Origin of the sequence: Streptomyces pseudogriseolus, from assembly GCA_002154585.1 — a bacterium.
Lineage (GTDB): Bacteria > Actinomycetota > Actinomycetes > Streptomycetales > Streptomycetaceae > Streptomyces > Streptomyces pseudogriseolus.
In genome coordinates, this window is sequence record MUNG01000003.1 from 1 (window position 1) to 19,444 (window position 19,444).

At 71.2% G+C, this 19,444-nt stretch carries 15 protein-coding genes; 12 read left to right on the forward strand and 3 right to left on the reverse strand.

Annotated elements, in window-relative coordinates:
- The 5 genes from CCN29_RS00365 to serA form a co-directional block, all read left to right on the forward strand.
- On the forward strand, positions 1-2,198 hold a 2,198-nt coding region (locus tag CCN29_RS00365), incomplete at its 5' end, for a putative bifunctional diguanylate cyclase/phosphodiesterase (RefSeq protein WP_107481660.1).
- 231 nt (positions 2,199-2,429) lie between these two features.
- Positions 2,430-4,280 carry an acetolactate synthase large subunit gene (locus CCN29_RS00370; protein WP_006130825.1) on the forward strand — a complete coding sequence of 617 codons (1,851 nt, stop codon included), beginning with the start codon at positions 2,430-2,432 and terminating at the stop codon, positions 4,278-4,280.
- A gap of 21 nt (positions 4,281-4,301) precedes the next feature.
- Positions 4,302-4,826, forward strand: a complete 525-nt coding sequence (gene ilvN, locus CCN29_RS00375; RefSeq protein ID WP_006130824.1) for an acetolactate synthase small subunit — start codon at positions 4,302-4,304, stop codon at positions 4,824-4,826.
- 117 nt (positions 4,827-4,943) lie between these two features.
- Positions 4,944-5,942 (forward strand): ketol-acid reductoisomerase, encoded by a 999-nt coding sequence (gene ilvC / locus CCN29_RS00380; protein ID WP_006130823.1) that lies wholly within the window; start codon positions 4,944-4,946, stop codon positions 5,940-5,942.
- Between the two features lie 267 nt (positions 5,943-6,209).
- Positions 6,210-7,799 carry a phosphoglycerate dehydrogenase gene (gene serA, locus CCN29_RS00385; RefSeq protein WP_006130822.1) on the forward strand — a complete coding sequence of 530 codons (1,590 nt, stop codon included), beginning with the start codon at positions 6,210-6,212 and terminating at the stop codon, positions 7,797-7,799.
- A 32-nt stretch (positions 7,800-7,831) separates the two neighbouring features.
- On the opposite strand, the gene CCN29_RS00390 is transcribed toward serA, so the two are convergent.
- Positions 7,832-9,373, reverse strand: a complete 1,542-nt coding sequence (locus CCN29_RS00390) for an MFS transporter (RefSeq protein ID WP_189408589.1) — start codon at positions 9,371-9,373, stop codon at positions 7,832-7,834.
- Between the two features lie 84 nt (positions 9,374-9,457).
- Between CCN29_RS00390 and CCN29_RS00395 the strand changes: the two genes are divergently transcribed.
- Positions 9,458-10,069 carry a TetR/AcrR family transcriptional regulator gene (locus CCN29_RS00395; RefSeq protein WP_006130820.1) on the forward strand — a complete coding sequence of 204 codons (612 nt, stop codon included), beginning with the start codon at positions 9,458-9,460 and terminating at the stop codon, positions 10,067-10,069.
- Here the strand turns inward: CCN29_RS00395 and CCN29_RS00400 are convergent.
- On the reverse strand, positions 10,050-11,288 hold the full coding sequence (locus CCN29_RS00400; RefSeq protein ID WP_189482381.1) for a PucR family transcriptional regulator: 1,239 nt from the start codon (positions 11,286-11,288) through the stop codon (positions 10,050-10,052). The two genes, CCN29_RS00395 and CCN29_RS00400, sit on opposite strands and share 20 nt — an antisense overlap.
- Positions 11,289-11,426: 138 nt before the next feature.
- On the opposite strand from CCN29_RS00400, the gene CCN29_RS00405 reads away from it, so the two are divergent.
- Both CCN29_RS00405 and pruA read left to right on the forward strand, forming a co-directional pair.
- Positions 11,427-12,353, forward strand: coding sequence for a proline dehydrogenase family protein (locus CCN29_RS00405; protein ID WP_086679446.1), 927 nt, complete (start codon positions 11,427-11,429; stop codon positions 12,351-12,353).
- Positions 12,354-12,389: 36 nt separating this feature from the next.
- Entirely contained in the window at positions 12,390-14,021 is a 1,632-nt protein-coding gene (gene pruA / locus CCN29_RS00410) for an L-glutamate gamma-semialdehyde dehydrogenase (RefSeq protein ID WP_006130817.1), read from the forward strand.
- Between the two features lie 63 nt (positions 14,022-14,084).
- Here the strand turns inward: pruA and CCN29_RS00415 are convergent, their stop codons facing one another.
- On the reverse strand, positions 14,085-14,291 hold the full coding sequence (locus CCN29_RS00415; RefSeq protein WP_006130816.1) for a DUF5988 family protein: 207 nt from the start codon (positions 14,289-14,291) through the stop codon (positions 14,085-14,087).
- A gap of 336 nt (positions 14,292-14,627) precedes the next feature.
- Here CCN29_RS00415 and CCN29_RS00420 point away from each other — a divergent pair, with 336 nt between their 5' ends.
- The 4 genes from CCN29_RS00420 to cimA all read left to right on the forward strand — a co-directional run bounded on the left by CCN29_RS00420 (position 14,628) and on the right by cimA (position 19,425).
- Complete coding sequence (locus CCN29_RS00420; protein ID WP_006130815.1) at positions 14,628-14,759, forward strand: hypothetical protein; 132 nt, start codon at positions 14,628-14,630, stop codon at positions 14,757-14,759.
- A gap of 89 nt (positions 14,760-14,848) precedes the next feature.
- Positions 14,849-15,892 carry a 3-isopropylmalate dehydrogenase gene (locus CCN29_RS00425; RefSeq protein WP_006130814.1) on the forward strand — a complete coding sequence of 348 codons (1,044 nt, stop codon included), beginning with the start codon at positions 14,849-14,851 and terminating at the stop codon, positions 15,890-15,892.
- Positions 15,893-16,144: 252 nt separating this feature from the next.
- A complete protein-coding gene (locus CCN29_RS00430; protein ID WP_006130813.1) occupies positions 16,145-17,233 on the forward strand; it encodes a branched-chain amino acid aminotransferase in 1,089 nt (362 codons plus the stop codon).
- 590 nt (positions 17,234-17,823) lie between these two features.
- Positions 17,824-19,425, forward strand: coding sequence for a citramalate synthase (gene cimA, locus CCN29_RS00435; RefSeq protein ID WP_086679448.1), 1,602 nt, complete (start codon positions 17,824-17,826; stop codon positions 19,423-19,425).
- Positions 19,426-19,444: the final 19 nt, after the last annotated feature.

Consider the following 19,444-nt stretch of genomic DNA (forward strand, 5'->3'; position numbering starts at 1 on the left):
CCCGCCGCGGCGGGCCGGACCGGGAGACGTCCACCCGCGTGGTCCGCGAGCACCTGCCCGGGCGGCGCGCGACCCCCGACCACCAGCACGCGCCGCCGCCCGGCGGGGGAGCGGGCCGCTACCAGCTCTCCCGGCCCATCGCCGGATCGCTCGCCGCGCTCACCCCGTACCTCGCCGCCGCCGTGTGCACGCTGGGGATCCTCTACAACGTCCTCAACGGCCGCAGCGTCGACCGGGTCGTGCTGATCACCGGGGGCACCGTGGCGCTCGCGCTCGTGGCGCGCCAGGGCATCATGCTCCTCGACAACATCACGCTCACCCAGGAGCTCGCCCAGGCGGAGAACCACTTCCGCTCCCTGGTGCAGGGATCGAGCGACGTCATCATGATCGCCGCCCCCAGCGGCGTCCTGCGGTACGTCTCCCCGGCCGCCGCCGGGGTGTACGGCCGCCCCGCCGAGGACCTGGTCGGCACCGAACTGGCCTCCCTGATCCACCCCGAGGACCTCGGCCGTGTGGTGCACGAGGTGCGCAGATTCCTCGCCGCCGACCCGGTGGAAGAGCCCACCATGCGCATCGAGTGCCGCTTCCGCTCCGGCGGGGGCGCCGCCCGCTCCTGGGAGGAGGCCGACGGCCAGGGAACCTGGCTCAACGTGGAGTCGACCGTCAACCGGCACCACGGCGGCCTGATCTTCAACAGCCGGGACGTCACCGAGCGGGTCCGGCTCCAGGCCCAGCTCCAGCACAACGCGGAGCACGACCCGCTGACCGACCTGCCCAACCGCGCCCTGTTCACCCGGCGCGTGCAGCAGGCCCTCTCCGGCCGCCGCGCCTCGGACCGGGGCGCCGCCCTGCGCGGCACGGCGGTGCTCTTCATCGACCTCGACGGCTTCAAGGGCGTCAACGACACCATCGGCCACCAGGCCGGGGACGAACTGCTCGTGCAGGCCGCGCGCCGGCTCCAGGACGCCGTCCGCAAGGGCGACACCGCCTCCCGGCTCGGCGGCGACGAGTTCGCGGCGCTCATCGTCGGCGACGGCGTACGCGACCGGGACGCGCGCGAGCGGCACATCCTCGAACTGGCCGACCGCCTCAGAACCACGCTGTCCCAGCCCTACCTCATCGAAGGCAACGATGTCCGGGTCAACGCCTCCATCGGCGTCGCCTTCGCCGAACCGGGCTTCGGCGCGGGCGAGTTGCTGCGCAACGCCGATCTCGCGATGTACCGGGCGAAGGCGGCGGGCAAGGGCCGGGTCGAGCTGTACAAGCCGCACATGCAGCAGGACGTCGTCCGCAGGGCCGAGCTGGCCACGCGGCTGCGCGCGGCGCTGCACCACGGCGAGTTCGCCCTGCTGCACCAGCCCGTGGTGTGCCTGGCGGACGGCCGCATCGCCTCCGTGTGCGCCCAGGCGCGCTGGCGCTCCTCCCAGGGTGTGCTGTTCACGCCCGCGGAGTTCCTGCGCGTCGCCGAGGACAGCGAGAAGACCGCCGAGCTGGGCCGCTGGGTGCTGGAGGAGGCCGTCGAGCAGGCCGCCGAGCGGCACGCGACGGGGCTGCCGGTGCCGGTGGCCGTACGGCTGAGCGCGCGCCGCCTGCTGGACCGGTCGCTGCCCCTCGGCTCGGTCGAGGCGCTGCTCACGCGCCACGGTCTGCCGTCCGGCTCGTTGATCGTGGAGCTGGCCGACACCGACCCGCGGGTGTCCCTCGACGAGCTGGAGCGCCGGCTCGCCGTGCTCAAGCGGCTCGGCGTGCGGATCTCCCTGGACGGCTTCGGCAGCGGACGCGCGGCGATCACGGCCCTCAGGCGGCTGCCCGTCGACATGCTGAAGCTGGACCGCAGCCTGGTCGACGGGGTGGCGGAGTCCGCGCGCCTGTACAAGATCACCCACGGGCTGCTGCGGATCGCCTCCGACCTGGGCCTCCAGACGGTGGCCGACGGCGTGGACCTGCCCGAGCAGGCCGAGGCGCTGCGCGCGATGGGCTGCACGCACGCGCAGGGGCTGGCGTTCTCCGGGCCGCTCGACGAGTACCGGCTGCGCCGGGCGCTGGCCGCCGGGCGGTACCCGGTGGCGCATGCCCAGGCCGAGCCGGTGCTGGCCGGCGGGGGCGTATCCCCGGTGTACTCCACAGGGGTGACGGCGGTGCTCAAGAGCGCCACGACACTCCGCTCACATGATGAGACTCCCGTCCCACCCACTTGACAGTGAGTGCGCGCCGGGGGGAGGGTCAGTGCCATGCGCACCCGAATTCTCGTACTTGGAAAGCGCGTCGGCTGACGCTGAGCGGCGAACGCTCAGCGACCCACCACCCGGCGCGCTCCCCTCGCTTGCCTTACGGCACGAGGGGTTTTTTGTTGCACAGGCACCTGCCGAGCAGCACGCGTAACCCGCACGAACTTCGCAAAAACCCTCAGCATCGAGAAGAGAATGCCGATGACCGAGCAGGCCACCGGGGCCCATCACCCGCAGCCGAGGCCCCGTTCCGGAGGACAGCAGTCCGCCCCCGTCGAGCACGTCACGGGCGCGCAGTCCCTCATCCGCTCCCTCGAGGAGGTCGGCGCCGACACGGTATTCGGTATCCCCGGCGGCACGATCCTGCCCGCCTACGACCCGCTGATGGACTCGACCCGGGTGCGCCACGTCCTGGTCCGGCATGAGCAGGGCGCCGGCCACGCGGCCACGGGGTACGCGCAGGCCACCGGCAAGGTGGGCGTCTGCATGGCGACCTCGGGACCGGGCGCCACCAACCTGGTCACGCCGATCGCCGACGCGCACATGGACTCCGTCCCGCTGGTGGCCATCACCGGTCAGGTCGTCTCCAAGGCGATCGGCACCGACGCCTTCCAGGAGGCGGACATCGTCGGCATCACCATGCCGATCACCAAGCACAGCTTCCTGGTCACCAAGGCGGAGGACATCCCGCGGGCGATCGCGCAGGCCTTCCACATCGCCTCCACCGGCCGTCCCGGCCCGGTGCTGGTGGACATCCCCAAGGACATCCTCCAGGCGAAGACCACCTTCTCCTGGCCGCCCGTCATGGACCTGCCCGGCTACCGGCCCGTCACCAAGCCGCACGCCAAGCAGATCCGCGAGGCCGCCAAGCTGATCACGGCAGCCAGGCGGCCCGTCCTCTACGTCGGCGGCGGCGTCATCAAGGCGGGCGCCACCGCCGAGCTGAAGATGCTCGCCGAGCTCACCGGAGCGCCCGTCACCACCACCCTGATGGCGCTCGGCGCGTTCCCCGACGGCCACCCGCTGCACGTGGGAATGCCGGGCATGCACGGTTCGGTCACCGCCGTCACCGCGCTGCAGAAGGCCGACCTGATCGTCGCCCTCGGAGCCCGCTTCGACGACCGCGTCACCGGCAAGCTGGACAGCTTCGCCCCGTACGCCAAGATCGTCCACGCCGACATCGACCCGGCGGAGATCGGCAAGAACCGCGCCGCCGACGTGCCGATCGTCGGTGACGCCCGCGAGGTCCTCGCCGACCTCATCCAGGCCGTCCAGAAGGAGCACGCCGAGGGCCACCGCGGCGACTACTCCGCCTGGTGGAACGATCTGAACCGCTGGCGCGACACCTACCCGCTGGGCTACGACCTGCCGGCGGACGGCTCCCTCTCCCCGCAGCAGGTCATCGAGCGCATCGGACAGCTGGCCCCCGAGGGCACCGTCTTCGCGGCGGGCGTCGGCCAGCACCAGATGTGGGCCGCGCACTTCATCCAGTACGACAAGCCCGCCACCTGGCTGAACTCCGGCGGCGCCGGGACCATGGGCTACGCGGTGCCCGCCGCCATGGGCGCCAAGGCGGGCGTGCCCGACCGCACGGTGTGGGCGATCGACGGCGACGGCTGCTTCCAGATGACCAATCAGGAGCTCACCACCTGCGCCCTGAACAACATCCCGATCAAGGTCGCCGTCATCAACAACGGCGCGCTCGGGATGGTCCGCCAGTGGCAGACCCTCTTCTACAACCAGCGGTACTCCAACACGGTCCTGCACTCCGGCCCCGACGACGTCAATCCGGAGGCGAGGGGCACCCGCGTCCCCGACTTCGTGAAGCTGGCCGAGGCGATGGGCTGCTACGCGATCCGCTGCGAGGACCCCGCCGACCTCGACAAGGTCATCGAGGAGGCCAACTCGGTCAACGACCGCCCGGTCCTGGTGGACTTCATCGTCCACGAGGATGCGATGGTCTGGCCGATGGTCGCCGCCGGCACCTCCAACGACGAGATCATGGCCGCCCGGGACGTGCGCCCCGACTTCGGCGACAACGAAGACGACTGAGCGAGAGAGACCGAAGAGATCATGTCCAAGCACACGCTCTCCGTCCTGGTGGAGAACACCCCCGGCATCCTGGCCCGGATCGCCGCCCTGTTCTCCCGCCGCGGCTTCAACATCGACTCGCTCGCCGTCGGCGTCACCGAGCACCCCGACATCTCCCGCATCACCATCGTGGTGAGCGTCGACGAGTTCCCGCTCGAGCAGGTCACCAAGCAGCTCAACAAGCTCGTCAACGTGCTGAAGATCGTCGAGCTCGAACCCGGGCAGGCGGTCCAGCGCGAACTCGTCCTGGTGAAGGTGCGCGCCGACAACGAGACGCGCTCCCAGATCGTCGAGATCGTCCAGCTGTTCCGCGCCAAGACCGTGGACGTCTCCCCGGAGGCGGTGACCGTCGAGGCCACCGGAAGCAGCGACAAGCTGTCCGCCATGCTCAAGATGCTGGAGCCGTTCGGCATCAAGGAGCTGGTCCAGTCCGGCACCATCGCGATCGGACGCGGTGCCCGTTCGATCACGGACCGGTCGCTGCGCGCCCTGGACCGGTCGGCTTAAGACACGGAACGGGCGGCCGGGACACGGCCGGCCGCCCGTATCGCGAGACCCCCAACCTTCCCCCTCCCGCACCGTCATACGGTGGGACGCAACACCTGCACACAAGGAGAGAACCCAGTGGCCGAGCTGTTCTACGACGCCGACGCCGACCTGTCCATCATCCAGGGCCGCAAGGTCGCGGTCATCGGGTACGGCAGCCAGGGCCACGCCCACGCCCTGTCGCTGCGCGACTCCGGCGTCGACGTGCGCGTCGGTCTGCACGAGGGCTCGAAGTCCAAGGCCAAGGCCGAGGAGCAGGGCCTGCGCGTGGTGACCCCGTCCGAGGCCGCCGCCGAGGCCGACGTCATCATGATCCTGGTCCCGGACCCGATCCAGGGCCAGGTCTACGAGGAGTCCGTCGCCCCGAACCTGAAGGACGGCGACGCGCTGTTCTTCGGCCACGGCTTCAACATCCGCTTCGGCTTCATCAAGCCCCCGGCCGGCGTCGACGTCTGCATGGTCGCCCCGAAGGGCCCGGGCCACCTGGTGCGCCGTCAGTACGAGGAGGGCCGCGGCGTCCCCTGCATCGCGGCCGTCGAGCAGGACGCCACCGGCGACGCCTTCGCGCTCGCCCTGTCGTACGCCAAGGGCATCGGCGGCACCCGCGCCGGCGTCATCAAGACGACCTTCACCGAGGAGACCGAGACCGACCTGTTCGGTGAGCAGGCCGTCCTCTGCGGCGGCACCGCCGCGCTGGTGAAGGCGGGCTTCGAGACGCTGACCGAGGCCGGCTACCAGCCGGAGATCGCGTACTTCGAGTGCCTGCACGAGCTGAAGCTGATCGTGGACCTCATGTACGAGGGCGGCCTGGAGAAGATGCGCTGGTCGATCTCCGAGACCGCCGAGTGGGGCGACTACGTCACCGGCCCGCGGATCATCACCGACGCCACCAAGGCCGAGATGAAGAAGGTCCTCGCCGAGATCCAGGACGGCTCCTTCGCCCAGACCTGGATGGACGAGTACCACGGCGGTCTGAAGAAGTACGACGAGTACAAGAAGCAGGACTCCGAGCACCTGCTGGAGACCACCGGCAAGCAGCTGCGCAAGCTGATGAGCTGGGTCGACGAAGAGGCCTGAGCACGGCCGTCCTGAGGGCCGGGGCACCGCGCCCCGGCCCTTCGGGCGAACCAGGGGTAACGTCGGTGGTACGGCGTTGTCCATCCCGTCCGCCACGGACGGGTGATCCTTCCGAAGCGGCGTAAGACGACGCCCTCGGCGCCACTACACTGCTGCACTACATACGCGTCAGGCCCACAGCGTCGTGCGTCTTCCACGCGGCTAGCACTTCTTCACCGCCTGCGGCCGTCGGGACGGCCGTCCGCATTGGGACTTGTGAGGACTCACGTGAGCTCGAAACCCGTCGTACTCATCGCTGAAGAGCTGTCGCCCGCCACCGTCGACGCACTCGGCCCGGACTTCGAGATCCGGCACTGCAACGGCGCGGACCGCGCCGAACTGCTCCCCGCCATCGCGGACGTCGACGCGATCCTGATCCGCTCCGCCACCAAGGTGGACGCCGAGGCGATCGCCGCGGCGAACAAACTGAAGGTCGTCGCACGAGCCGGCGTCGGCCTCGACAACGTCGACGTCTCCGCCGCCACCAAGGCCGGCGTGATGGTCGTCAACGCCCCCACCTCCAACATCGTCACCGCCGCCGAGCTCGCCTGCGGTCTGATCCTCGCCACCGCGCGCAACATCCCCCAGGCCAACGCCGCGCTGAAGAACGGCGAGTGGAAGCGGAGCAAGTACACGGGCGTCGAGCTCGCCGAGAAGACCCTCGGTGTCGTGGGTCTGGGGCGGATCGGCGCCCTCGTCGCGCAGCGCATGTCCGCCTTCGGCATGAAGGTCGTCGCCTACGACCCCTACGTACAGCCCGCGCGGGCCGCGCAGATGGGCGTCAAGGTGCTGTCGCTGGACGAGCTGCTCGAGGTCTCCGACTTCATCACCGTCCACCTGCCGAAGACCCCCGAGACGCTGGGCCTGATCGGCGACGAGGCGCTGCGCAAGGTCAAGCCGACCGTGCGCGTCATCAACGCCGCGCGCGGCGGCATCGTCGACGAGGAGGCGCTGTACTCGGCGCTCAAGGAGGGCCGCGTCGCCGGCGCCGGCCTCGACGTGTACGCCAAGGAGCCGTGCACCGACTCCCCGCTCTTCGAGTTCGACCAGGTCGTCTGCACCCCGCATCTCGGCGCCTCCACCGACGAGGCCCAGGAGAAGGCCGGCATCGCCGTCGCCCGCTCGGTGCGCCTCGCCCTCGCCGGTGAGCTCGTCCCCGACGCGGTGAACGTCCAGGGCGGTGTCATCGCCGAGGACGTCAAGCCGGGCCTGCCGCTCGCCGAGCGCCTCGGCCGCATCTTCACCGCCCTCGCGGGTGAGGTCGCGGTCCGCCTCGACGTCGAGGTGTACGGCGAGATCACCCAGCACGACGTGAAGGTGCTGGAGCTGTCCGCGCTCAAGGGCGTCTTCGAGGACGTCGTCGACGAGACCGTCTCCTACGTCAACGCCCCGCTCTTCGCCCAGGAGCGCGGTGTCGAGGTGCGGCTGACCACCAGCTCGGAGTCGGCCGACCACCGCAACGTCGTCACGGTGCGCGGCACCCTCGCGGACGGCGAGGAGATCTCGGTCTCCGGCACGCTGGCCGGCCCCAAGCACGTCCAGAAGATCGTCGCGGTCGGCGAGTACGACGTCGATCTCGCGCTCGCCGACCACATGGTCGTCCTGCGCTACGAGGACCGCCCCGGTGTCGTCGGCACCGTCGGCCGCATCCTCGGCGAGGCGGGCATCAACATCGCCGGCATGCAGGTCGCCCGTGCGACGGTCGGCGGCGAGGCGCTCGCCGTGCTGACCGTCGACGACACGGTCGCCGCCTCCGTGCTGGGCGAGCTGGCCGCGGAGATCGGCGCCACCTCGGCCCGCTCCGTGAACCTCGTCTGACCCCACCCTTCGTCACCCACCATTCGTCGGGCTCACGCGCCGGACGGGCTGAGTTCCTCGGCCTGTCCGGCGTTCTCCGTCTCCGGACGCACCCGGATGTGCCGCAGGCCGGCCACCGCGACGCCCGCCGCGACGAGGAGCAGCAGCGCCCCGGCGATCGCGGCGCCCCGCATCCCGTCGGTGAACGCCGCGCGCGCCGCCGCGGCCAGGGCGTCCCCCGCGCGCCCCGGCAGCTCGGCGGCGACGGCGAGCGCACCGCCGAGGGTCTCCCGCGCCGGTTCGGGCGCCGTGTCCGGCATCGCGTGCCGGTAGACGGCCGTGCCGATCGACCCGAGGGCGGCCATGCCCAGGGCTCCGCCGAACTCTGTGCCGGTCTCCAGCAGCGAGGACGCCGAGCCCGCCCGGTCCACCGGGGCCGAGCTGAGCGCCAGGTCGGTGAGCAGGGACATCACGACGACGATGCCCGCGGCCATCACCCCGCACGCCGCCAGTACCAGCCACAGGGAGTCCGTGCCGGCCAGGGCGAGCAGCCCGTAACCGCAGGCGGAGATCACGAACCCGGCGGTGACGACGTGCGCGCGCTCCATGCCCCGCTGGACGAGCTGGGCGGCGACCGGGGCGGCGGCGCCGATGAGCACCGACGGCAGCAGGCTCCACAGCGCGGCCTCCAGCGCGCTCTTGCCGAGCACCGACTGGAGGTACTGGGTGGTGAAGAGGGCCGAGCCCATCATCCCGAAGGCCGACAGGGTGTTGAGGGTGAGCGCGGGGGTGAAGCCGTGCCCGCGGAAGAGGGCGGGGGAGATCATCGGTGAGGCCGTGGTGCGCTGGCGGTGCACGAACAGCGCGGCGAACAGCAGGCCGACGGTGATCGAGACGACGTACCGGACGTTCCAGCCCTCCGAGGGCAGCTCCTTGAGGCCGTAGACCACGGGCAGCACGGCCGCCATCGACAGCGGGACGCTCGGCAGGTCGAAGCGTCCCGGGGAGGGGTTCCTGGACTCCGGCAGCAGCAGCGGGCCGAGGACGAGGAGCAGCACCATCGCGGGCAGGTTGACCAGGAAGACCGAGCCCCACCAGAAGTGCTCCACGAGGAGCCCGCTCATCACGGAGCCGAGCGCGATGCCGCCCGTCATCACCCCGGACCACAGCCCGATGGCCTGCGCCCGCTGGCGGGGGTCGCTGAACATCGTGCGGACCAGCGCCATCGTCGACGGCATCAGGGTGGCGCCGCCGATGCCGAGGACCGCGCGGGCCGCGATCAGCGTCTCGGCGGACTGCGCGTAGGCCGCGAGCAGGGAGGCCGCGCCGAAGGCGGCCGCGCCGCACAGCAGCAGCCGGCGGCGGCCGATGCGGTCGCCGAGCGCGCCCATGGTCATCAGCAGACCGGCCAGCACGAAGCCGTAGATGTCGAAGATCCACAGCTGCTGGGTGCCGGTCGGCTCCAGGTCGGCGCTGATCTCGGGGACAGCGAAGTAGAGGACGGAGACGTCCATCGAGACCAGCAGCAGCGGAAGCATCAGCACGACGAGCGCGGTCCATTCACGGCGGCCGGCGCGGGGCGGGTTCGTTGTCATGCCGGTGACTGTACGCACGTCTTATACGAGTGTCTAGAACAAGCGTATAAGACAGCTGTATGGAGGGATGGGTAAGGTGACGCCATGGGACACCGTGAGGATCTGCTGGAGGGCGCGAAGCGCTGCCTGCTCGCCAAGGGGTTCGTGCGCACCACGGCGCGGGACATCGTCAAGGAGTCGGGGACCAACCTGGCGTCCATCGGCTACCACTACGGGTCGAAGGACGCGCTGCTCGCGCAGGCCTACATCTCCCTGGTCGAGGGGATGGGCGACGCCTTCGAGGGCGACGGGACCGTGGACGAGACCGTGCCCGGTTCCCTGGAGCGGTTCGAGCGGGTGTGGTCGAACATCATCAGCACCATGAAGGAGCCCGGCTCGGTATGGCGGCTCAGCATGGAGGTGCTCGCCTTCGGCGACCGGCTGCCCGAGGTACGCGCCCATCTGTCCGTTGCCCAGCGCGAGGCCGGACGCGGTCTTGTCCCGCTGCTGATGGGCGGCCGGGAGGAGGACGTGTCCGACGCCACCGCCGACACCCTCGGCTCGTTCTACGTCACCCTGATGACCGGCCTCATCGCCCAGTGGACCTTCGACCCGGTCGGCGCTCCCGACGCCGGACGGCTCACCGTCGGTCTGCGCCAGGTGGTGGAGGCTGCCACGTCTGCTGAGCAGGGCGCGTCTACAGACGGTGCGCCTTGAGCGCCATGTGCAGCAGCAGGCGGTCCTCGCCGTCGTCCAGGTCCAGGCCGGTGAGCCGCTCGACCCGCGACAGCCGGTAGTACAGCGTCTGCCGGTGCACGCCCAGCTCCGCCGCCGTGCGCCCGGCCTGGCCCGCGCAGTCGAGGTACACCTCGGCGGTGCGGGCCAGTTCCGTGTGGGCGGGGGAGAGCAGCGGGCTGACGGCGGGGTCGTGCGCGGCGCCGGGGGACAGCGCGGTCAGCAGCCGGTACGGGCCGATCGACGCCCAGCGGGCCACCGGACCGAGGCGCGGCTCGGCCAGCGCCGCCCGCGCCGACGCCGACGCCTCGTCCCAGGCCGTGCCCAGGTCGGCCAGGCCCGTACGCGGTGCGGCGATGCCCGCGGCCACCGGGGGCGGCCCGGGCCGGCCCGCCGCCCCGCCGTCCCGGGCCCGCTCCAGCAGACGCCCGGCCGCAGTCGTCGCCGGCGTCAGCACGTCGGCGGAGCGCAACCGCAGCAGCAGCGCCAGGGACACGGCCGTGGCGCCCCACGGCAGCGTGCACAGGGCCGTCGCCCCCGGCACCGTGCGGACCGAGGGCGCCTCGTCGGGGTCGGCGGACGGCCAGGGCGCGACGCAGACCACCGTGTGCAGGCCCTCCGCGCGCGGGCCGAGGGCGGTGCGCAGCTCGGCGACCGCCATGTCCCGCTGCCAGCCCCGCTCCGCCGTCAGCACCGCCCGCAGTTCCCGGGTGAGGTCCGCGCCGTGCTGCGCCTCGTCGGCGAGCAGCGCGCCGATCCGCGCCGTCACCCGCATGGCCGCGTCGAGCTGTTCCGCCGAGGGGCCCGGGTCGTCCTCCAGCAGCCAGACGTAGCCCAGGGCCACCCCGCGATGGCGGACGGGCAGGCAGACGCGGCCCCGGTGCACGCCCGCCTCCGGGGTGCGCGGGATGTGGACAGGACCGGTCGCGCGGGTGATGCCGAAGCCCTCGAACCAGGCGCGGACGGCCGGTGTGGAGCGCCGGGTCAGGATCGAGCGGGCGCGCACCGGGTCCAGCGCGGACGGGTCGAGGTCGCCCTCGCTGTCGTACGCGCCGAAGGCGATCAGCTCGAAGTCGCGGTTCTCCAGGGTCGCCGGAGCGCCGAGGAGCTCCGAGATCTCGTCCACGAGCTCCTGGTAGTCGTCCCTGTATTCCGACGTCACCCGGGCATTCTGCCGCAAAAGCCGGCGCCCTTCATACATCTGTCTGAGATCTCGTCCAGGGATGCGTGACGTCTGTCGATGGCCCAGGATCAGGGTCATCCTTAGGTTTCACGGTGGTTCTCCGTGCCGTCCCCGAAACGTCGGGTGGCGGCCTCTCGCAGCTTGTGGAGGTGCCCCGTGCTGGGTCCCGTGATTCTCGCCGCGTCGCGCAGCGACCGGATGCGACGCCTGATCTCGGCGGCCCCGGTGACCAAGCAGGTCGTCGACCGCTTCATCCCCGGTGAGACCGTGGACGAGATCCTGCCGATCGTGCGGGAGCTCACCGACAACGGTCTCGAGCTGACCATGGACGTCGTCGGCGAGGACATCACCACGCCCGAGCAGGCCGAGGCCGCCCGCGACGCCTACCTGGAGCTGATCGACCGGCTGAAGCCGCTGGAGCTCGGCCCGCGCGCGGAGATGTCCGTGAAGCTGTCGATGTTCGGCCAGGCGCTTCCCGGCGGCCACGAGCTGGCCCTCGCCAACGTCCGCCCGGTCGTCGAGACCGCCGCCGAGATCGGCACCACGGTCACCCTGGACGCGGAGGACCACACCACCCTCGACTCGATGTTCGCCATCCACGAGGAGCTGCGGAAGGACTTCCCGGGGACCGGCTGCGTCATCCAGGCCTACCTCTTCCGCACCGAGGAGGACGCACGCCGGCTCGCTGCCGCGGGCAGTCGCGTACGGTTGGTGAAGGGCGCCTACAAGGAGCCCGCCGAGGTCGCCTACCAGCAGAAGCACGAGATCGACAAGGCGTACGTGCGCATCCTGCGGACGCTGATGGAGGGCGAGGGGTATCCGATGATCGGGTCCCACGACCCGCGCCTGATCGCCATCGCCCAGGAACTGGCCCGCACCGCCGGACGCAAGCTCGACGAGTACGAGTTCCAGATGCTCTACGGCATCCGCGGCGACGAGCACGTCCGGCTCGCCGCCGAGGGCCACCGCATGCGCGTCTACACGGCCTACGGCACCGACTGGTACGGCTACTTCATGCGGCGCCTGGCGGAGAAGCCGGCCAACCTCCGGTTCTTCGCCCGCAGCATGATCACCAAGGGCTGACACCACACCGCTCAGAGATAAGGAGTTACGGAACCCATGGACGCTGTGACCCAGGTCCCCACGCCCGTCAACGAGCCGGTGCACGGCTATGCCCCCGGAAGCCCCGAGCGTGCCCGGCTGGAGGCCAAGCTCAAGGAGCTGGCCGACAACCCGGTCGAGCTGCCCTGCACCATCGGCGGCGTGAAGCGGATGGGCGGCGGCGAGCGCTTCGACGTCGTGCAGCCGCACAACCACAAGGCCCGCCTGGGCACGTACGCCAACGCGACGCAGCAGGACGCCCAGGACGCGATCGACGCGGCCCTGGCCGCCGCCCCCGCCTGGCGCGCGATGGCCTTCGACGACCGCGCGGCGATCATCCTGCGCGCCGCCGAGCTGCTGGCCGGCCCCTGGCGCGAGACCATCGCCGCCTCCACCATGCTCGGCCAGTCCAAGACCGCCCAGCAGGCCGAGATCGACAGCCCCTGCGAGCTGGTCGACTTCTGGCGGTTCAACGTCCACTACGCGCGCGGCATCCTCGCCGAGCAGCCCCCGGCCAACTCGCCGGGCGTGTGGAACCGCCTGGACCACCGCCCGCTGGAGGGCTTCGTCTACGCGATCACGCCGTTCAACTTCAGCGCCATCGCGGCCAACCTGCCGACCGCGCCCGCGTTGATGGGCAACGTCGTGGTGTGGAAGCCGTCCCCGACGCAGACCCACGCCGCCGTGCTGCTGATGCAGCTCCTCGAGGAGGCCGGGCTGCCCAAGGGCGTCATCAACCTGGTCACCGGTGACGGCATCGAGGTGTCCAAGGTCGCCCTGGAGCACCGGGACCTCGCCGGCATCCACTTCACCGGCTCCACCAAGACCTTCCAGTACCTGTGGAAGACGGTCGGCGCCAACATCGAGAAGTACCGCTCGTACCCGCGGCTGGTCGGCGAGACCGGCGGCAAGGACTTCGTCGTCGCCCACCCGAGCGCCGACCGCGCGATCCTGAAGACCGCGCTGACCCGTGGCGCCTTCGAGTACCAGGGCCAGAAGTGCTCGGCCACCTCGCGCGCGTACATCCCGGCCTCGATCTGGAACTCCGGCTTCAAGGAGGAGTTCGCGGCCGAGGTGGACGGCATCAAGATGGGTGACGTCACCGACCTGTCCAACTTCATCGGCGCCGTCATCGACGAGCGGTCCTTCGCCAAGAACAAGGCCGCCATCGACCGCGCCAAGGAGGACCCCGCCTGCACGATCGTCGCGGGCGGCACCTACGACGACTCGGTCGGGTACTTCGTCCGTCCGACCGTCATCGAGTGCACCGACCCGGAGAACGAGGTGTTCCGCACCGAGTACTTCGGCCCGATCCTCGCCGTCCACGTCTACGAGGACGACAGGTACGACGAGATGCTGACCCAGATGGAGTCGGTGTCCGACTACGCCCTCACCGGCTCGGTCATCGCGAACGACCGCGCGGCGGCGGCGTACACGATGGAGAAGCTGCGCTACGCGGCCGGCAACTTCTACATCAACGACAAGTCGACCGGCGCCGTGGTCGGCCAGCAGCCCTTCGGCGGCGGCCGTGCCTCCGGCACCAACGACAAGGCCGGCGCCCCGCAGAACCTGATGCGCTGGACGCTGACCCGCGCCATCAAGGAGACGCTGGTCCCGCCGACCGACTACACCTACCCGCACATGGGCTGACATCCCGTCGCACGTGACAGGGGCCGGGCGCGTGACGCCCGGCCCCTTCGCGTCGTCCCGGGGTCAGCCCGGCATCTCCGTCCGCTCCCACCACTCGTACACCGGCAGCCGCCCCTCGGGCGTGTCCGCCTCGCGCGAGGCGGGCCGGAAGTGCTCGTAGCCGTTGCGGAGCTCGATCTTGACGTCCGGGCCGGGGTCGGGGGCCGGGACGATCCGCTCGGGCAGATCGTCGGGCCCGCCTTCGAGGAACACCTTCGCCGTGTCGTTCATGCCGGACACCGTTCCCCTCCCGCCCGCGGCAGTCGCCCGCCGGGCGCGGGGATCAGCCGGGTGGCCGATCCGGCAAACCGCAAAAGCGCAGGTCGGCGGGGCAGGGGCGGTGCCGCCGTCTCAGATAGTAGGAAGCCCAAGTAATTGGGCAGACAGATGCGACGCGCGCCCTTACTTTTGTAGGAGCCGAACGCATCGCTCGATCCAGCGAACGGCGGTTGTGAGCAGGCCCCGCGCAGGCGACCCCTGCGGCCCGGCTCCCCGCCCCTTCCGGCGTCTCGTCACCCTCCGCGCCTCTTCGAGTCCGCGCGTTCCACACGAAGGAGTCGATCCCTCATGCCCGAGACGACCGCCCGCCGCCGCGTCCGCCGCTCCGTCCGGGGCGCCGAGAACGACCGCAAGAACGCCGCCGCCGCCCTTCAGCGCGCCCTCGACCGCCGGGACAACGGCGGCTCGACCGGCCACTGAGTCGCCGCCGGCCGGCCTCTGACACGCCCGAGGCGTCCGTATGCCGGACGCCCCATGTCATCCCGTGGGACGAGGAGTAGGGTGCCCGCATGTCTCGCAGCATCAATCTCGCAGTGATCCCCGGTGACGGCATCGGCCAGGAGGTCGTGACCGAAGGCCTGAAGGTCCTCTCCGCCGTCCTTCCGCAGGATGTGAAGCTGGAGACCGAGGAGTACGACTTCGGCGCCCGGCGCTACCACGCCACCGGTGAGACCCTCACCGACGCCGACCTCGACGCCCTCAAGCGGCACGACGCGATCCTGCTGGGCGCCATCGGCGACCCGGGCGTCCCGTCCGGCGTCCTGGAGCGGGGCTTCCTGCTCAAGCTCCGCTTCGCCTTCGACCACCACGTCAACCTGCGTCCGTCGAAGCTCCTCCCGGGCGTCGCCACCCCGCTCGCCGGGCAGCCCGAGATCGACTTCGTGGTCGTCCGCGAGGGCACCGAGGGCCCCTACACGGGCAACGGCGGCACCATCAGGAAGGGCACGCCGCACGAGGTCGCCACCGAGGTCTCCGTGAACACGGCCTTCGGTGTCGAGCGCGTGGTCCGCGACGCCTTCGCCCGCGCCCAGGCGCGCCCGCGCAAGAAGCTGACGCTGGTTCACAAGAACAACGTGCTGACCTTCGCCGGCCACCTGTGGACGAACGTCTTCACCAAGGTGGCCGCGGAGTACCCGGACGTCACCACCGACTACATCCACGTCGACGCCGCGACCATCTACCTGGTCACCGACCCCGGCCGGTTCGACGTCATCGTCACCGACAACCTCTTCGGCGACATCATCACCGACCTCGCCGCTGCCGTTTCCGGCGGCATCGGCGTCGCGGCCTCCGGCAACATCAACCCGAGCCGCGAGTACCCGTCCATGTTCGAGCCCGTGCACGGCTCGGCCCCGGACATCGCAGGACAGGGCAAGGCGGACCCCACCGCCACGGTCCTGTCCGTCGCCCTCCTGCTGCGCCACCTCGGCCACGACGCCGAGGCCGCCCGCATCGAGGACGCCGTCTCCGCCGACCTCGCGGAGCGCGGCGCCCTGCCCGCCCGCTCGACCTCTCAGATCGGCGACGCCCTCGCCGCACGAGTAGCCGGCTGACCCGGCGCCCACCTCGACACACTCGAAGCCGCCGGGTCGCATCCGCACCCGGCGGCTTCGACGTGTTCCTCCGCCGGGTGCAGGTCAACGACCACCGGGTCGCATTCACCCTGTTTCTTCCGCCGCCTCCGCCGGGCGATAATCGAACGCGGAGCCGCGGCTTGAGGGAATGCTCGGACGTCCTAGTACTGGCCACGCGCCGTACGGGCGTGAGCGCGGCCCGTCACTACAACCGGTGAAGGACAACCACTCATGACGACGCCCACGATCGAGCTGAAGCCCTCGGCCCATCCGCTCTCCGACGCGGAACGAGACGCGATCCTGGCCAGCCCCGGCTTCGGCCGCCACTTCACCGACCACATGGTGACGATCAAGTGGACCGAGGGCCGCGGCTGGCACGACGGCCAGCTCGTCCCGTACGCGCCGATCCCGATCGACCCGGCGACCACGGTGCTGCACTACGCCCAGGAGATCTTCGAGGGGCTCAAGGCCTACCGGCAGCCCGACGGGTCCGTCGCCACGTTCCGTCCCGAGAAGAACGCCGAGCGGTTCCAGCGGTCCGCCCGCCGGCTCGCCATGCCGGAGCTGCCGGTCGAGACCTTCATCGAGGCGTGTGACGTCCTGGTCGCCCAGGACCAGGCGTGGGTGCCGGCCCACGGCGGCGAGGAGTCCCTCTACCTGCGCCCCTTCATGATCGCGACCGAGGTCGGGCTGGGCGTGAAGCCCGCCAACGAGTACCTCTTCCTGGTGATCGCCTCCCCGGCCGGCGCCTACTTCCCGGGCGGCGTGAAGCCCGTCTCCATCTGGGTCTCCGAGGACCGCGTCCGCGCCGTCCCCGGCGGCATGGGCGACGCCAAGACCGGCGGCAACTACGCGGCCTCCCTGCTCGCGCAGGCCGAGGCGGCCGCCAAGGGCTGCGACCAGGTCTGCTACCTCGACGCCGTCGAGCACACGTGGGTCGAGGAACTGGGCGGCATGAACCTGTACTTCGTGTACGGCAACAAGATCGTCACGCCCACCCTCACCGGCTCCATCCTGGAGGGCGTCACCCGCGACTCCCTGCTGGACGTCGCCCGCGACCTCGGTTACGAGGCGGTCGAGGAGCGCGTCTCGGTCGAGCAGTGGCAGCGCGACTCGGAGAACGGCACGCTGACCGAGGTCTTCGCCTGCGGCACGGCCGCGGTGATCACGCCGGTCGGCACCGTGAAGCGGGCGAGCGGCGAGTGGCAGCAGGGCGGCGGCGAACCGGGCGAGGTCACCCTCCGCCTCCGCCAGGCCCTCCTCGACATCCAGCGCGGCACGGCGGAGGACAAGCACGGCTGGATGCACAGGCTGGCCTGACGGCCGGGGGCCCGGGCCGGGGCAGGCGCCCCGGCCCTCCGTCCGGTCGCCCGGGCCTTCCGGCCACCTCGCTCGCCACTGCCAGGGCGGTTGAGTCCGGAACCTGAGCCACGCCGGGATGTGTCGGTGAGGTGCTGCGCGGGAGGCCGGGGCGAGCAGCCCGCCGGGGACCCGGCTCGCGAAACGCCGGTCGGCTACCGGTACGCGCCGTACCCGCCCGCGCCGCCGGAGCCCCGCCCCGTCCGCCGCGAGGCGACCCGCGTCGCGTCTTCGTGTCTCACCCTGCCGTCCTTACCGCCCGCATCTTGAGACGGGCGGTGAGGGGGTGGGCGCGGTGTGTCAAAATTGGGCCGTGCTCTCGTTCGCCACGATTATTGGCAGCAGGCGCGCCGGTCCGCAGTGACCGCCCGTACGACACCGTACGGGCGGACACCGTCGTCCTCGACCCGCGCGCAGACCTCTCGCACCCGCGAGGGGTTTTTCTGTTTCTCGGCCCACCCGCAGCCGGGAACCTGGCGCGAGGGACCATGGGGGAACGGTGGAACCGGTCATTCCGGTAGACCGAGATCCAGTACAGGAGCCTTCAGACCATGACCGCAACCAGCGAGCTCGACGACTCGTTCCACGTCTTCGACACCACCCTGCGCGACGGCGCCCAGCGCGAGGGCATCAACCTCACGGTCGCCGACAAGCTGGCCGTCGCCCGGCACCTGGACGAGTTCGGCGTGGGCTTCATCGAGGGCGGCTGGCCCGGCGCAAACCCGCGGGACACCGAGTTCTTCGCGCGGGCCCGGCAGGAGATCGAGTTCAAGCACGCCCAGCTGGTCGCCTTCGGCGCCACCCGCCGCGCCGGCACCACCGCCGACCAGGACCCCCAGGTCAAGGCGCTCCTCGACTCCGGCGCACCGGTGATCACGCTGGTCGCCAAGTCCCACGACCGGCACGTCGAGCTCGCCCTGCGCACCACCCTGGACGAGAACCTGGAGATGGTCCGCGACACCGTCTCCCACCTCCGCGCCCAGGGCCGCCGCGTGTTCGTCGACTGCGAGCACTTCTTCGACGGCTACCGCGCCAACCCCGCCTACGCCAAGTCCGTCGTCCGCGCCGCCGCCGAGGCCGGCGCCGACGTGGTGATCCTGTGCGACACCAACGGCGGCATGCTTCCCGCGCAGATCCAGGCCGTGGTCGCCACCGTGCTCGCCGACACCGGCGCCCGGCTCGGCATCCACGCCCAGGACGACACCGGCTGCGCGGTCGCCAACACCCTCGCCGCCGTCGACGCGGGCGCCACCCACGTCCAGTGCACCGCCAACGGCTACGGCGAGCGCGTCGGCAACGCCAACCTGTTCCCCGTCGTCGCCGCGCTGGAGCTGAAGTACGGCAAGAAGGTGCTGCCCGAGGGCCGGCTGCGCGAGATGACCCGCATCTCCCACGCCATCGCCGAGGTCGTCAACCTCACCCCCTCCACCCACCAGCCCTACGTCGGCGTCTCCGCCTTCGCCCACAAGGCCGGACTGCACGCCTCCGCGATCAAGGTCGACCCGGACCTCTACCAGCACATCGACCCCGAGCAGGTCGGCAACACCATGCGGATGCTGGTCTCCGACATGGCCGGCCGCGCCTCCATCGAGCTCAAGGGCAAGGAGCTCGGCATCGACCTGGGCGACGACCGCGAACTGGTCGGCCGGGTCGTCGAGCGGGTCAAGGAGCGCGAGCTCAAGGGCTACACCTACGAGGCCGCCGACGCCTCCTTCGAGCTGCTGCTGCGCGCCGAGGTGGAGGGCGGGCCGCTGACGTACTTCGAGGTCGAGTCCTGGCGCGCCATCGTCGAGGACCGCCCCGACGGCACCCACGCCAACGAGGCCACCGTGAAGCTCTGGGCCAAGAGCGAGCGCATCGTCGCCACCGCCGAGGGCAACGGCCCGGTGAACGCGCTCGACCGCGCCCTGCGCGTCGCCCTGGAGAAGATCTACCCGCAGCTCGCCAAGCTGGAGCTGGTCGACTACAAGGTCCGCATCCTCCAGGGCGAGCACGGCACCCAGTCCACGACCCGGGTGCTGATCTCGACCTCCGACGGGGCGGGGGAGTGGTCCACCGTCGGCGTCGCGGACAACGTCATCGCCGCCTCCTGGCAGGCGCTGGAGGACGCCTACGCGTACGGGCTGCTGCGCGCCGGGGTGGAGCCCGCCTGAGGCCGAGGGCTCTCCGGGC

Excerpts from the sequence above, each read along its gene's own strand:
- CCN29_RS00425 (WP_006130814.1), top strand. The coding sequence starts at position 14,849 with ATGTCTCGCAGCATCAATCTCGCAGTGATCCCCGGTGACGGCATCGGC.
- CCN29_RS00370 (WP_006130825.1), top strand. The coding sequence starts at position 2,430 with ATGACCGAGCAGGCCACCGGGGCCCATCACCCGCAGCCGAGGCCCCGT.
- CCN29_RS00390 (WP_189408589.1), bottom strand. The coding sequence starts at position 9,373 with ATGACAACGAACCCGCCCCGCGCCGGCCGCCGTGAATGGACCGCGCTC.
- CCN29_RS00420 (WP_006130815.1), top strand. The coding sequence starts at position 14,628 with ATGCCCGAGACGACCGCCCGCCGCCGCGTCCGCCGCTCCGTCCGGGGC.
- pruA (WP_006130817.1), top strand. The coding sequence starts at position 12,390 with ATGGACGCTGTGACCCAGGTCCCCACGCCCGTCAACGAGCCGGTGCAC.
- CCN29_RS00430 (WP_006130813.1), top strand. The coding sequence starts at position 16,145 with ATGACGACGCCCACGATCGAGCTGAAGCCCTCGGCCCATCCGCTCTCC.
- CCN29_RS00395 (WP_006130820.1), top strand. The coding sequence starts at position 9,458 with ATGGGACACCGTGAGGATCTGCTGGAGGGCGCGAAGCGCTGCCTGCTC.
- CCN29_RS00400 (WP_189482381.1), bottom strand. The coding sequence starts at position 11,288 with ATGTATGAAGGGCGCCGGCTTTTGCGGCAGAATGCCCGGGTGACGTCG.
- cimA (WP_086679448.1), top strand. The coding sequence starts at position 17,824 with ATGACCGCAACCAGCGAGCTCGACGACTCGTTCCACGTCTTCGACACC.
- CCN29_RS00415 (WP_006130816.1), bottom strand. The coding sequence starts at position 14,291 with ATGAACGACACGGCGAAGGTGTTCCTCGAAGGCGGGCCCGACGATCTG.
- ilvN (WP_006130824.1), top strand. The coding sequence starts at position 4,302 with ATGTCCAAGCACACGCTCTCCGTCCTGGTGGAGAACACCCCCGGCATC.